At 65.5% G+C, this 11,649-nt stretch carries 20 protein-coding genes; 16 read left to right on the top strand and 4 right to left on the bottom strand.

Annotation, left to right across the window (positions count from 1 at the left end; genetic code table 11):
* Window positions 1-715 precede the first annotated feature (715 nt).
* Window positions 716-1,144, top strand: coding sequence for an HIT family protein (locus ISP_RS31695; protein ID WP_014467420.1), 429 nt, complete (start codon window positions 716-718; stop codon window positions 1,142-1,144).
* Here ISP_RS31695 and ISP_RS31690 read toward each other — a convergent pair.
* On the bottom strand, window positions 1,118-1,582 hold the full coding sequence (locus tag ISP_RS31690) for a hypothetical protein (RefSeq protein WP_141748445.1): 465 nt from the start codon (window positions 1,580-1,582) through the stop codon (window positions 1,118-1,120). The two genes, ISP_RS31695 and ISP_RS31690, sit on opposite strands and share 27 nt — an antisense overlap.
* A 116-nt stretch (window positions 1,583-1,698) precedes the next feature.
* On the opposite strand from ISP_RS31690, the gene ISP_RS31685 reads away from it, so the two are divergent.
* On the top strand, window positions 1,699-2,196 hold the full coding sequence (locus tag ISP_RS31685) for a TIR domain-containing protein (RefSeq protein ID WP_014467419.1): 498 nt from the start codon (window positions 1,699-1,701) through the stop codon (window positions 2,194-2,196).
* Window positions 2,197-2,696: 500 nt separating this feature from the next.
* Here the strand turns inward: ISP_RS31685 and ISP_RS31680 are convergent, their stop codons facing one another.
* Window positions 2,697-2,999 (bottom strand): hypothetical protein, encoded by a 303-nt coding sequence (locus tag ISP_RS31680; RefSeq protein ID WP_230468451.1) that lies wholly within the window; start codon window positions 2,997-2,999, stop codon window positions 2,697-2,699.
* 107 nt (window positions 3,000-3,106) lie between these two features.
* On the opposite strand from ISP_RS31680, the gene ISP_RS31675 reads away from it, so the two are divergent.
* Together ISP_RS31675 and ISP_RS31670 are read left to right on the top strand one after the other, a co-directional pair.
* Window positions 3,107-3,736, top strand: coding sequence for a GNAT family N-acetyltransferase (locus tag ISP_RS31675; protein WP_230468450.1), 630 nt, complete (start codon window positions 3,107-3,109; stop codon window positions 3,734-3,736).
* Between the two features lie 91 nt (window positions 3,737-3,827).
* A complete protein-coding gene (locus ISP_RS31670; RefSeq protein ID WP_071831629.1) occupies window positions 3,828-4,718 on the top strand; it encodes an aminoglycoside phosphotransferase family protein in 891 nt (296 codons plus the stop codon).
* Here ISP_RS31670 and ISP_RS31665 read toward each other — a convergent pair.
* Window positions 4,678-6,093: an XRE family transcriptional regulator gene (locus ISP_RS31665; RefSeq protein ID WP_141748495.1), complete on the bottom strand. Its 1,416-nt coding sequence runs from the start codon at window positions 6,091-6,093 to the stop codon at window positions 4,678-4,680. The two genes, ISP_RS31670 and ISP_RS31665, sit on opposite strands and share 41 nt — an antisense overlap.
* Window positions 6,094-6,228: 135 nt before the next feature.
* On the opposite strand from ISP_RS31665, the gene ISP_RS31660 reads away from it, so the two are divergent.
* The gene (locus ISP_RS31660; protein ID WP_013227961.1) at window positions 6,229-6,429 is read left to right on the top strand and encodes a hypothetical protein; all 201 of its coding nucleotides are present in this window, start codon (window positions 6,229-6,231) and stop codon (window positions 6,427-6,429) included.
* On the opposite strand, the gene ISP_RS31655 is transcribed toward ISP_RS31660, so the two are convergent.
* Window positions 6,426-6,773 carry a GntR family transcriptional regulator gene (locus ISP_RS31655; protein ID WP_013227960.1) on the bottom strand — a complete coding sequence of 116 codons (348 nt, stop codon included), beginning with the start codon at window positions 6,771-6,773 and terminating at the stop codon, window positions 6,426-6,428. The two genes, ISP_RS31660 and ISP_RS31655, sit on opposite strands and share 4 nt — an antisense overlap.
* Window positions 6,774-6,889: 116 nt before the next feature.
* On the opposite strand from ISP_RS31655, the gene ISP_RS31650 reads away from it, so the two are divergent.
* The 11 genes from ISP_RS31650 to ISP_RS31600 all read left to right on the top strand — a co-directional run bounded on the left by ISP_RS31650 (window position 6,890) and on the right by ISP_RS31600 (window position 11,644).
* Window positions 6,890-7,162 carry a hypothetical protein gene (locus ISP_RS31650; RefSeq protein WP_013227959.1) on the top strand — a complete coding sequence of 91 codons (273 nt, stop codon included), beginning with the start codon at window positions 6,890-6,892 and terminating at the stop codon, window positions 7,160-7,162.
* Between the two features lies 1 nt (window position 7,163).
* Window positions 7,164-7,400, top strand: coding sequence for a hypothetical protein (locus ISP_RS31645; protein ID WP_013227958.1), 237 nt, complete (start codon window positions 7,164-7,166; stop codon window positions 7,398-7,400).
* A gap of 106 nt (window positions 7,401-7,506) precedes the next feature.
* Window positions 7,507-8,190 (top strand): hypothetical protein, encoded by a 684-nt coding sequence (locus ISP_RS31640; protein WP_014467414.1) that lies wholly within the window; start codon window positions 7,507-7,509, stop codon window positions 8,188-8,190.
* A 39-nt stretch (window positions 8,191-8,229) separates the two neighbouring features.
* The gene (locus tag ISP_RS31635) at window positions 8,230-8,754 is read left to right on the top strand and encodes an NUDIX domain-containing protein (protein WP_014868664.1); all 525 of its coding nucleotides are present in this window, start codon (window positions 8,230-8,232) and stop codon (window positions 8,752-8,754) included.
* Window positions 8,745-9,125 carry an SsgA family sporulation/cell division regulator gene (locus tag ISP_RS31630; protein WP_013227955.1) on the top strand — a complete coding sequence of 127 codons (381 nt, stop codon included), beginning with the start codon at window positions 8,745-8,747 and terminating at the stop codon, window positions 9,123-9,125. Before ISP_RS31635 ends, ISP_RS31630 begins: the two co-directional genes overlap by 10 nt.
* 83 nt (window positions 9,126-9,208) lie before the next feature.
* On the top strand, window positions 9,209-9,427 hold the full coding sequence (locus ISP_RS31625; RefSeq protein ID WP_230468449.1) for a hypothetical protein: 219 nt from the start codon (window positions 9,209-9,211) through the stop codon (window positions 9,425-9,427).
* Between the two features lie 2 nt (window positions 9,428-9,429).
* On the top strand, window positions 9,430-9,597 hold the full coding sequence (locus ISP_RS31620) for a hypothetical protein (protein WP_155258936.1): 168 nt from the start codon (window positions 9,430-9,432) through the stop codon (window positions 9,595-9,597).
* Window positions 9,594-9,824 carry a hypothetical protein gene (locus ISP_RS31615; RefSeq protein ID WP_012477104.1) on the top strand — a complete coding sequence of 77 codons (231 nt, stop codon included), beginning with the start codon at window positions 9,594-9,596 and terminating at the stop codon, window positions 9,822-9,824. The genes ISP_RS31620 and ISP_RS31615 overlap by 4 nt, the downstream gene beginning before the upstream one ends.
* Entirely contained in the window at window positions 9,824-10,138 is a 315-nt protein-coding gene (locus ISP_RS31610; RefSeq protein ID WP_013227953.1) for a hypothetical protein, read from the top strand. Before ISP_RS31615 ends, ISP_RS31610 begins: the two co-directional genes overlap by 1 nt.
* Window positions 10,131-10,463, top strand: coding sequence for a hypothetical protein (locus ISP_RS31605; protein WP_013227952.1), 333 nt, complete (start codon window positions 10,131-10,133; stop codon window positions 10,461-10,463). The genes ISP_RS31610 and ISP_RS31605 overlap by 8 nt, the downstream gene beginning before the upstream one ends.
* Window positions 10,460-11,644 carry a hypothetical protein gene (locus ISP_RS31600; RefSeq protein ID WP_013227951.1) on the top strand — a complete coding sequence of 395 codons (1,185 nt, stop codon included), beginning with the start codon at window positions 10,460-10,462 and terminating at the stop codon, window positions 11,642-11,644. Before ISP_RS31605 ends, ISP_RS31600 begins: the two co-directional genes overlap by 4 nt.
* Window positions 11,645-11,649: the final 5 nt, after the last annotated feature.

Genomic DNA, 11,649 nt, shown 5'->3' with positions numbered 1-11,649 from the left:
TGATGGCCCTTCACCTGGACGGTCCGGGTGGCGAGAGAGGTCGGCCACCGTCTGCGGGGAGCCAGTCTTCGCCGTCGACTACGTCGTGTGTGCCGACTGTGGCCTTGGCTGGGTTGAGCAGCCCTTCACGTCGCCGCGGTATCAACGGCGAGGACTAGCGCGAGCAGGGTTTGAGGAGCTGCGGAAGGAGCACCTGGGCTGGCATGGCACACGCTTGGGGTCCACTTGTCGGAGTCGCGTGGTTTCTGGCTGGCCATTGCCGACGACGCGGCCGGCGGCTATTAGCGGAAGCCGGTGTGCAGTCATCTCCGAAGTGGATAGCTCTGATGTCAGCTGGCCTTGTGCCAGCTGGATTTGGACCGGGGACCCCTTGCACTTACTCGGCAGTTTGGAGACCAGGGTGATCGGCAATCTCGGGCCGCCGTGCGGGGCAGATCTAAGTTCTTGATCATGGTTGCTTGTCATCGTTCACTGGTGCCATGTGGGCAAAATGTGGGTTAGCTGGCCGCAAGACCCTCGATGCTGGTCCAGTCGGCTGTGAGGCTGCCGCGGCGACTGTCCGCGACTCTGCGGGTACGTGTCCGGTCTGCCAGTACAAGCCACCTGCGGTGGTCAACGGCGTGCCTGCGCTGACGTCGCCGCTGGGGAGTGGTGGTTACGGGGAGCTGTCATGGTGGACCTTAGGTAGAGTGCAACTAATGATCTTGGAGGTAGAGTGATTTCGATCGAAGCCTGTCCCTTTTGTCGCATAGTGGCAGATCTTGAGCCTGCGCGCATCGTCAGGCGGTGGAATGATGCAACAGCATTTTTTCCACAGAATCCTGCAACCCTGGGACATCTTCTCGTTATCCCAAACGATCATTTTGACGACGTTTGGTCTCTTGATTCAAGTACTGCGTCTCGACTAAGTCTGTACGTCTTGGAGATAGCTAATGCTGTCAAAGCGGCCCTGGTGCCTGATGGCATGAACTTTATCAACTCGAATGGCGCGGCTGCCACGCAGACGATATTTCATGTGCATATCCATGTTGTCCCGAGGTGGAAGAATGATCGGATGGGAGCAATTTGGCCTGAAGATAAAGTGTGGAAGGAAAGTGACCTCGACGAAACATTTACATCAATCGCACGGGAGTTGGGCATTTGAGTCGCGTGTCACATATATCGCCACTAGGATCAATCCGACGGCAACTATTGGTCCGTAGAAAAAGCTGAGTGTTGTAGAGAAGAACGCTCCTCGACGGGTTACTCGCTTGTGGTATTTTCGAGCATTCAGTGAGAAAATAGGAATCGAGTTTTGCTCAGAGCGAACTTCGTCGTATAGGCACCGGTACATGCGCTCCTGGCGCAGATAATAACTATCCAGAAACCAAAAGACCACGCCAACCGCCGATCCCATGGCGCCTAATCGCCAGTCGTTCTTGTTGACGGTGAATCCGTAAAACGCCGCCGAGACGGTTAGTGTCCAACCTTTGATCAGGAACGAGTTGGAGGCTAGTCGTGTCACCACGGCTTGGATCATCTCCAGGTGCTTGATCAGCTCCGTGGTTACCTTGGCTCCGGTCTTCCGGGGGCGCGGTTTCATGATCTCGATCCTACGGGCCCGTTCTGTGGCTGGTCGCAGGGGCGGTGTGTCGGTCGTGGCTGCCTGTTGTGAGCGTGGTAACCTCTGCCCATTCCATAGGCGATGGGGAGTCGTACATGAAGAGAAAGACATTCTTCAGTTTTCACTTTAAGCCCGACAGCTGGCGCGCTGCGACTGTGCGTAACATCGGCGCCCTTGATGGCAACTCGCCGGTTTCGGATAACACGTGGGAAGAAATTAAGAAGGCGGGCGACCAGGCTATCAAGAATTGGATAGCCAAGGAGATGTCTGGAAAAACGTGTTGTGCTGTGCTTATCGGGTCGCAGACTGCGAGTAGGCCGTGGGTTACATACGAGCTGTCTAAGGCATGGAATGACAACCTTGGGGTCTTCGGCATTTATATCCATAACCTTAAGGATAGTAATGGGTGGCAGTCGACTCAGGGCATAAATCCCCTTGACAAAGTGACGTTCAAGTCAAGTGGGCAACCACTTTCGTCGGTCGCTAAGGCTTATAGTCCGCCTTATGGAAACAGTCAGCAGGTATATGGATACATTGCTGATAATATCGCTAGATGGGCCGAAGAGGCGATTGCAATCAGGAAAGCGAACTGACGCCACGCTTCTTTCTGTGGAGTGGGTGGCCTCTCGGCATCTCGTCCGCCAGAGTTTGCGGTCATCGTCAGGCAGTTGGTCAGGCAGCGAGCCGTCCCTCCGGACGAGCGTGCTGAACGGATCTTGATGGTGCGGTTCGACCTGCGCGTCAGGGTTCGCGCTAAGCCGTTTGGGGGCGTATTGGGGGTGGCTGACATCACCAAGTGACTGAAAGCGACTGTCATTCCGGCACGTCCTCGCTGTGTCCCAGCGCCTTGAGGTCGGTGGCGAGGTTGCTGGCGCTGGCGAGGGTGTCGGGGTGGTCGTCGCCGAGGAGGCGTTTTGCGGCGGGTGAGGGTGTCTTCGTTCAGTTGCCGGGCTTGCTGATGTTCGCCCAGCGCGCTGAGGCTGACGGCGAGGCTGTTGGCGCTGGCGACCGCCGTGGGAGTGGGCCTGGCGATGCGCTCGGCCAGGAAGTTCACCATGCTGGCCGGGGTCCGCGGCAAGATCCGCGCCACGGCCTACTCGTGTGCCTGGGCTTGCTGCTGCCGCTCGATCGCGGCCTGCTCGGCCGCGTTCACCGCCAGCATCGTCGTGGACGTCACCATCAGCACCAGGCCGGCCACGACGGCGGCGAGCACGTGGGGCGCGCGGTCGCCTCGCCAGCCCAGCCCAGCCGCGTCGCGGCGACCGCGGCGAAGCCCAGTACCCCGATCCCGGCCAGCAGGCCCCACCACCACGGGTTCAAGGTAGCTCAGCAAGCCGGCGTCGACCACCAGCAAAGCCGTCGCCGCGGTGTGGCCGCTCCCACCGTGCCTTGTCACGCTGCAACGCCCGACGGCCGGCCGCCTCCCACCTGTCGAAGATCGTTCCCTCACCCATGCCGTCAGGATGCACGGTGAGCTGCGACGATGCCACTACCATCGAACGCGTGAGCGAACACCCGCGGTTGGACAGAACACTCGACACAAGCGAACCCGAGGACCTGCCGGTCCGTTCGCAGCGCGATCACGTCTGGTGCCTCAACCGCAAACACCGGTGGGCACTCGCCAACGGCGGCAGCGGCTACCACCACGCGCTCCGGCTCTCGACGCAGGTGTGCGCTCGCTGCTGGGCCCGGCGCCAACCGCGAGCCCGATGGCTGGTCGTCGACCACCGCACACCGATACCCGCAGACCAGGTCGACCAGTCAGACGATCGCGGGGCAAGAATCCTCGTGGTCGGCCGCCGGCCAGCTGTCCGCGCCGGGGTAGGCCGGCTTGAGGTGCGGGTGCGCGGCATCGTCGTGGCCGTCACAGACGTGCAACTGTGCGGCGTCGACCACCGCGGGGTCGTCTGTCATATCGAGGTCGACCCGGCCTTCCGACGGCGCGGGTTCGGCACGCTGCTGCTGGACGCCGCACAAGCCCGCGGCCCCGGCTACCACTGGTCGACCGTCCGGCTCGACCAGTCCGAAGACTCACAAGACTTTTGGACCTACCAGGACCCCGCCGAACCCCTTCACCTCGGAGAACCGCACTACTGCACCCACATGCGGGAAGCCAACGGCGAAATGGGGTAACCCTCTGCGACTTGGTGGCTCGCTTGAACAGTCACCGCTACCCCATCGCTAGGGTTGCGGTTGAGTCGAACCTCAAAAGGGAGGCGAAAACGTGAGTCAAGCGGAGAGTTTGACCGAAACGTCGGCACGCGAACTGGCTGACGCTGCCTGCAAGAAGGCCGGCATCGACGGCGCAGATGCCGAGCTCATCAGGATTGGCTCGAACGCGGTATTCCGACTCCCGGGACGTATCATCCTCCGCATCGGGCGAGAGCGGGACGGATTCGAGGGAGCTCGACGCCAAGTTGGCGTAGCACATTGGCTTGCATCCGAAAATTTCCCCGCGAACCGCGCCATGAATATTCCACAGCCGGTCGACGTGTCTGGGCATCCCGCGACTTTCTGGCAGTCCGTGTCGGAAGAGGAGAAGTACGCACCCATCGCAGATGTGGCCGAAATTATCCGTAACCTACATGAACTGCGCGCACCCACCGGCCTCGACCTGGAAAAGAAGAAGCCCTTCACGGAGATTGAAGGTCGCCTCAATGAGTCACGCAGCCTCACCCGGGATGATGAGGCGTATTTGCGCCAGCGCATTGGTGAGCTGAAGGCGAGCTATGAACGCCTTGAATTCCCGCTCCCGCAGGGCGTTATCCACGGTGATGCGAACGTTGGAAATGTCCTACTCTCACGAGAGGGAACTCCCTGCCTTATTGACTTGGACAGTTTTTGCATTGGTCCACGAGAATGGGACTTAGTGCAGACAGCATTGTTCTACGAACGATTCGGATGGCACACCGCCGACGAGTATCGGACGTTTGTCAATGTATATGGATTCGACATCATGACGTGGTCCGGCTACGAGACGCTTGCTGGCTACCGCGAGATAGCCATGACTCTATGGCTCGCAGAAAAAGACTCCGATGACGCGGCCCAAGAAGTGCGTAAGCGCGTCTCCGCAATCAGGACAGGTGGAGACCGGCGCGACTGGGCACCCTTTTAGCGTCTTGCGGTGTCCACAGTCGCGCCGTGGAGACCCTGTCGAAGAAGTCCGCGGACTCTGCAGTCTGGCCAATCCCGGTGAGGCGCGTGCGGAACTCATCTACGTACGCGCCGCATCGGGCAGATTTCAGTGACTCGCCAATATCGATTGCCCGGAGGGCAACGTCGCAGGCTTGGCCCACGTCTCCGTTGTCGAGATGAGAGTCGGCAAGGACCATCGTGACAAAGAAATCGCTCCGCACGTAGCCGCTAGCCGTTGGCCCAAGAGACTGAGTTGCGTACGTGACTCCGTCATTTGGGCGTCCGAGGTCTCGGTTACAGTGGCCGAGTTCGGCGGCCAACTCTGCCTCGTTAAAGTACGAGAACCAGTCGGCCGGGTCACTCTCGGGCTCGCGCCTATCGAACTCTTTAACGGCCGCCGCCATTGCCTTATCACACCCGGCCGAGTCACCCAGTCGAGCAAGGGCCCTGGCTTCCATCGCGTGGAAATGAGCGGCAGCGCTTGGCGATCCCGACAGGGTTGTCCCCATTCGCGCTGTCCTTGCAAGGTTGGCCGCCTCTTTGTAGCGACCCAGGAATGTCGCCTGATGACTCATCGCGTCGAGGACACTCGCGCCCAATAGACGGTCGTTAGCGCTTTCAGAGATCCTAAGTGCTTGAATAAAATACCGCTGCGCCAGCCCGTGTAGCCCGGCATCGTATGACATCCAGGCCCCCAGCAAGGTGGCTTGCGTGGCCGCCTTAAAGAGCTCCTTTCGGAGTGGTTCATTTGCAGTATATCCAGCGAGTATTCCGGCCAGGTCTGTTCGCAGGAATTCAATTAAGGCACTTCGCGCGTGACCACCGCCATGTTCACCATCGAGAGCGTCGAACATCTCGGTTGTCTTTCGAATTCCTCGGATGTCCGCTTCACCAACTTTTCGCTTACCTGTGTCACTGAGGACGTCGTCACGTGTCGTCACAAGCCAGGACAATGCTGCTTCGTTCCAGGCGGCTGCATTCGCGGGGGTGTCGAGCAGTGTAGACATGCTGTCGATATCTGCCTGCCATAGGCGCGCGGCAGAGTTGACGCTGTCCTGGACTCGATCTGGATAGTCGAGCCCGAGGTCGGCTCGCACATTCTGCGCCTTACCGAAGCCAATCTCTGCCAGGCTGATCTGCCGGCCGAGACGCTGGCCGAGCGCGCTTGCTATCGCTGCACGAGTCTGGGCGTCGCGCGGCACCATCCCGTCGAGCCATCGACGGACGTACGTGTGGCTGAACGTCTTGCCGGCCTGCCCGCCGACGGCTCGCGCGAAGACCTTCAGTCCCACGGTCCCGTCCTCGCGGAGGTACCCCGCCTCCAGCATCAGGGCTTCGAGTTGATCGTTGCCCATTCGCTCGCCCCCTTCCACTGTGCCCCCCACTGTACGAGTGTGCCCCCTAGTGTGCCCTGTTTGCGCAGCTCAGGGACCTGTTTCATGGAGCTATCAACATCGACTGGCCGAAGCGGCCCGACGCTAGGAGACGAGATGTCAAAGAGCCCGTTCAAAATCAAGACCGGCGGCGGAGCCACAAAGAGGCTGATCGCCCTGGTTGCGGTGTGCGCCCTGCTGGCCATGGTGATCAAACACCCACACGATGCCGCTGACATGGTCAATACAGCGGCGGACCATGGCGGCGGGATTATCGACAGTGTCGTGCAGTTCCTTCGCGATTTGACCCCAAACTAGGCCCGGTCGCCGCGGAGTTGCTCAACGGACTCCCGCAGCGACTTCACCTCGGCCCGCAGGGCGGTGAGCTGCAATGACAGTTGCTCCAGTGTGGCCGGCTCGCGGCCGGGCGTGGCGGCGACAACCCGTCCAACGCCAGGCCGAGACGTGATCCAGCCCTCCTCTTGCAGGAACCCCAACGCACGTTGGGCGGTGGCCACCGCGACCCCAAATCGTGCGGCCACCTCTCGCTGATTCGGCAGCTGAGCCCCCGGCGTCAGCGTTCCCGACTTGATCTCGTCTCGAAGCTGCTGCGCGATCCGCTCGAATGTGGCCTGACCTGCGCGTTCCGCCTGAACGTCCATGCTTCAAACCTTACCGAACGAGATCGCTCCGAACTAGTTCACCCAATTGGCCGATACCAACTCCGAACTAATCCAGACTAGTTTGGAGATCTCGCCAAGACGAAAGGATCCACCTGATGAGCACCACCCGCCCCAGTCGCCGCCTGATCGAGATGGACGCGGTTGAGCTGGACTTCGACTACTTCGCCGACGTCACCGGCCTGGCCGGTGACAGCGTCTTGGCCGGTGACAGCGTCTTGGCCGAGAACTTCGACAGCCTGTCCGACTTGGCCGACCTATACACGGAGATCGCGGAGATCGAGGAAACGCTGGCCGAGCTGGACGCCCCGATGGCTCCGGTGGTCACGCTGCCGATCGTGGCCCCGCGCCCACTGGGGGAGGTGGCCTGACATGGCGGATCGCTTGTTCATCCCGGCCGCGTTCGCTGACCTGCTGGCCACGATGCCGCCTGCGTCGGCGACACCGTGGGATCGGGAGCACTGGCTGGACGTCGCCTACAACACGGTACGGATCGAATTCTCCGGCCCGCACTCCATGGAGGCCATGCGCCTGGCTCGGGTGTTCCTGACGGCGTTGGACGCCACTCGCATTGAGATCGAAAACGCCCACCTGGCCCTGGCGGATTGACCAGCACCACCCCTTTTCCTGCGCAGTTCCGCGCTCAGATTCCAGATTTCGCATTCGTCCCAGGGCAGCGCCATGCCTGCTCCCGGCTCGCACGAGAGGACCGCTCATGTCTCGCACGCTGACCACCGTGACCGCGGCCCGGTTCCATGACCTGGCCGACACGCTGACCCGTAACGCCGAAGTCCTGCGCACCGCTGGGCTGCCGGAGGTCGTGGTGTCGGTTCGGGCCACCGTCTACTGCGACGTTGCGGCGCAGCTGCGGCTGCTGGCCGAGGCCGAGCCCGCGGTGGCCGAGGGCAACCCGCTGGTGCTGGTTCGCGAGGACGGTCCGGCTGTGGCGCGCCGGTTCGAGATGCTGGCAGGGGGGCTGGCCGCCAATGCCCGGGTCCTCACATGCGGCACGAGCGACGCGGTCATGCGCCGCCGGGCCGGGGTCTACCGCGACGTCGCGGCACAGGTCCGTTTGCTGGCCGAGGCCGAGCGGGAGGCGGAGATGGCATCCCGGCGGCGCACCAGCCGACCGCCGCTGTCCAACCTTGCCGGGCCGTGCCCGGTCGCGGCGAAGGCGGCCGTGCGGGCGCCGCGGGTGCGGCCGGAGTTCCTGGACGCGTTGGTGGCCGCGATCGCCAGGCGGCGCGCGCAGGGGTGGTCGGTGGCGCGGCTGACGCTGTGGCTGCGCACGACGCTGCGGGACCCGCAGACCGGGGCGGCGCACCCGTGTGCGGAGCGGTCGTTCGTCTCGTACGTCACCGCGTTGCTGGCTGGCCCCGCCGTCCGGGCCGCCGCCTGAATCCCCCCTGCCAGCTCTTTTCCCGAAAGGACAGTCGCTATGTCGTGGATTGGATCGCTCGCGGCCAAGGTCGCTGCCCGGTTGGATGACCGGGACCCGGTGTTCTACGCCGCCGACGTGACCCTGTTCGCCGTGCACGAGGGTGTGTGGCACGTGCTGCTGATCGAGCGCGGCTGGGCCCCGGACAAGGGCAAGCTCGCTCTTCCCGGCGGGCACGTCGATGCCGGTGAGTCCTCGGAGCAGGCCGCCCGCCGGGAGGCGGCCGAGGAAACCGGCCTGGACCTGTCCGGGGTGGTGCTCGACCGGATCGGGGTCTACGACGCCCCCGACCGGGACGCCCGCGGCCGGTACGTGTCGGTGGCCTACGGCGCGGTGCTCGAGGACACGATCGCCCCGGTGGCCGGGGACGACGCGGCGTCGGCGGCCTGGATGCCGCTTCCGACCGCGGCCCGGGTCGCTCACCGCGGCGGGTTCGCGTTCGACCACGCCGACATCCTCTTCGACGCGGCCCGCCGCTACGGCTTCGGCCCGGACTCGCCGGGGAGCTGGGACCTGTGGAGCTGATCTACCCCGCCGACGCGGTGGTGAACGGGCGCGGCCCGGTGCCGGTGGCACTGCTCTACGACCCGGCCGATCCATGGGCGATCACGCTGCTGATCGCCGGGCACGAGTGGCTGTTCGCCCGGGAGCTGCTGGCCACCGGCCTGTCCGAACCGGCCGGCGACGGTGACGTGGTGGTCCGCCCGGACACCGGCGGCACCTTCGGCCACCTACTGCTCACCTTGACCACCCCCGCCGGTTGCGCGGATGTGGCGTTGCCCCGCGGCACCGTGGAAAGCCTCTTGGCCGCCGCTGAGGCCTTGGTCCCGCGGGGCTGCGAGGGCATCGACTGGGACAGCGAGTGGGCGCGCCTCGCCAACGGCCCCGCGGCCTGACGCCGCCACTGACGCATCTGGCGCCCGCCTACGGGGCTCACTCTCGCCCGAAACCGCGATCGTCCGGAAAGGACACTTCCGCGATGAGCAGAGATCGCCGCTATCCCTTGCCCGCAAAGGACGACGATGACCGGTTCACCTTCGGCCTGGTCGTCGACGTCGCCGACGTCCTGGCCCGCCACCGCTACCCGGAGCTGGCCTCCGGCGATGACTTCGTGGCGTTGCAACAGGCCCTGTTCCGCTTCCTTTACACCACCAGCACCGAGCCGTACCGGCTCGACCCGACCACCGAGGAGTCCTGACCATGAACCGTAGAAACACCACCAACAACAGCAACGCGAGCCGCAGCGGCGGTAGGCAGCCGGTCGTGATCGTGCCCAACGGTCCGAGCAAGTGCATCTTCTGCGGGACCAGGCTGCCCAACGGCGGATCGTCGTGCACGCCGTGCGCCCGGGAGGCGGTCGGCCGATGACTGGACCCGAGCACTACAAGATCGCCGAGAAGCTGATCGCCGGAGGCATTCAGCGGGTGACTCCGTGGGGCGATACGGACTGGGTTGCGCCGACCCCGGAGGTCGTAGCACGTGCCCAGGTGCACGCGACGCTGGCGCTGGCCGCCGCGACCGCGTCCGGGGCGTGGGCGGAGATGTCCAACGACGAATCGCGGTCGTGGGACCAGGCGATCGGGGTGGAGCGGTGATGTCTACACCGGACGGTTTCCCGCCGAACCCGGGTGCGGCGCTGCTGGGCCGGCTGCTGGAGCGCAACGGGACGTGGGCGCTGCTGCGGGTGTTCGCTGCGTTGGCGCTGTTTCTGGTGCTGCACCTGATCCGGATCCCGCTGGTGGTGGCAGCCCGGGTTTTGGCCGGGGTGATGGCCCGGCTGGACGCCTACGCCACCCGGCATGTGTCGACGCCGCCGCGCGGCCCGGTCAATCAGTTCTTCGACCCGCACAACACCCACCCCAGCCCCGGCCCGCCGGGGCGGATGCACTGGGAGGTCGTCCATGCGTGAGCTCAACGACACGCCTCCGGCCGCCGCGCCACGCTGCCGCACCCGCACGGAGGTGGCGGTGGCGTGGACCAGCGCCCACGCGATCGAGCTGACCGGCGTGGGTGCGCCGCTGGTCGCCGGGCAGATCTGGTCGCCGTGGCTGGACCTGATTTCCGCCGTGCTGGCGGGGGTGTGGGCGGCCAATGAGATCCGGCTGCACCGGCGCACCCGCCCGGCCCGGCAGGTCGCGGTGACCACGACCCCGCCCGCGCGGCAGCTGTCCAGCACCGCCAGCAGTGCCCCGGCCCCGGCTGCGGGCACCGACCGGAGGGAGGCCAAGGCATGAGTACCACGAAGATCGCAGGCGACGACCACGACGACGACGGTGGGGAGGTCGGGCGCGGCCTGGCCGCCCTGGAACGCCACCTCGCCGCCGTCGCCCCGCCCGCCCCGGCTGGCCACGCCGCCGCCGACGCGCCGGAACCGCCACGCGACCCGGAGCCCGCCTCGCAGCGTGCGGGGCGGGGGGTGACGCGGCGGGTGCGGCGGCGGGTGGCCGAGCACGCCGAAGCCCACCAGCTGCTCGCGCTGGAGACCGACACCGCCCCGTTCCAGGTCACCACGGACAAGGTCCGCACCCGGCGCAAGGCGGTCGAGCAGGCCGCCGCGCTGTGGCGGCTGGACCGCGACCCCCGCGTGCTGGCCTACCGCGACGCCCGGATGCGTCGCCTGATCCTCGCGGTGGCGCTGGTGTCGCTGACCCTCGCCCTCGCGTGGTCGACCGCCGGGGTGCAGGCGTTCGCGGCCGAAGGCGCTCCGGCGGGGAGTCCGCGGTGGTGGTTCGCGTGGCTGGCCGAGCCGTTCTGTTCGCTGGCGCTGCTGATGGTGGTGGCCGGCCGCGCCTACCTCACCACCCGCGGGCACCCGCTCAACGACCGCGCGGTGGACCGCACCGAGTGGGTGTTCCTCGGCCTCACGTTGGGCATGAACGCCTGGCCGCACCTGCCCGGTGTGGCCGCCGACTTCACCGTGTCGGGGTTGGTGCTGCATCTGCTCGGCCCGGTCGTCGCGGTCGCGGTGGTGCGGTGCCTGCCCAGGCTGCTGGCCGCGTTCGCCGGGCTCGCCTTGCCCACCGGCGCGGACGCGGGGGCGGCCCCGGCCGCTGCGAGGGGGGAGGGCAGGACCGAGGCCGCCACCGGCGAGGCTACCCAGGCGGTCACCACCGCGCTCCCCAGCTCACCCACCCCGGTCACGGCCCCGCCGCCCGCGTCGACCTCGGTGCCCGCCACTCGGCCGGCCGCCCGGCGCAGCACCACGACGCGGCGCACGGCGCGGGCGACGATCCCGGAGCCGAAGCGGCGCAGCTTCGCGCAGCTGGCCGAGGAGTTCGCCGCCGCGGTCGCGGACCCGCCCGCCGGGTTCGACCCGGCCAACGGCGAATCGATCCGCAAGACGCTGCGGTGCGGCAAGAAGCCCGCGACCGAGCTGCGTAACCGCTACCTGGCCGAGTCCGGCGGTAGCGACTGACCCAC

The organism is Amycolatopsis mediterranei (assembly GCF_026017845.1).
GTDB lineage: Bacteria > Actinomycetota > Actinomycetes > Mycobacteriales > Pseudonocardiaceae > Amycolatopsis > Amycolatopsis mediterranei.
The sequence above is the reverse complement of the archived record's forward strand: the minus strand, read 5'-3'. Positions and strand labels throughout refer to the sequence as shown.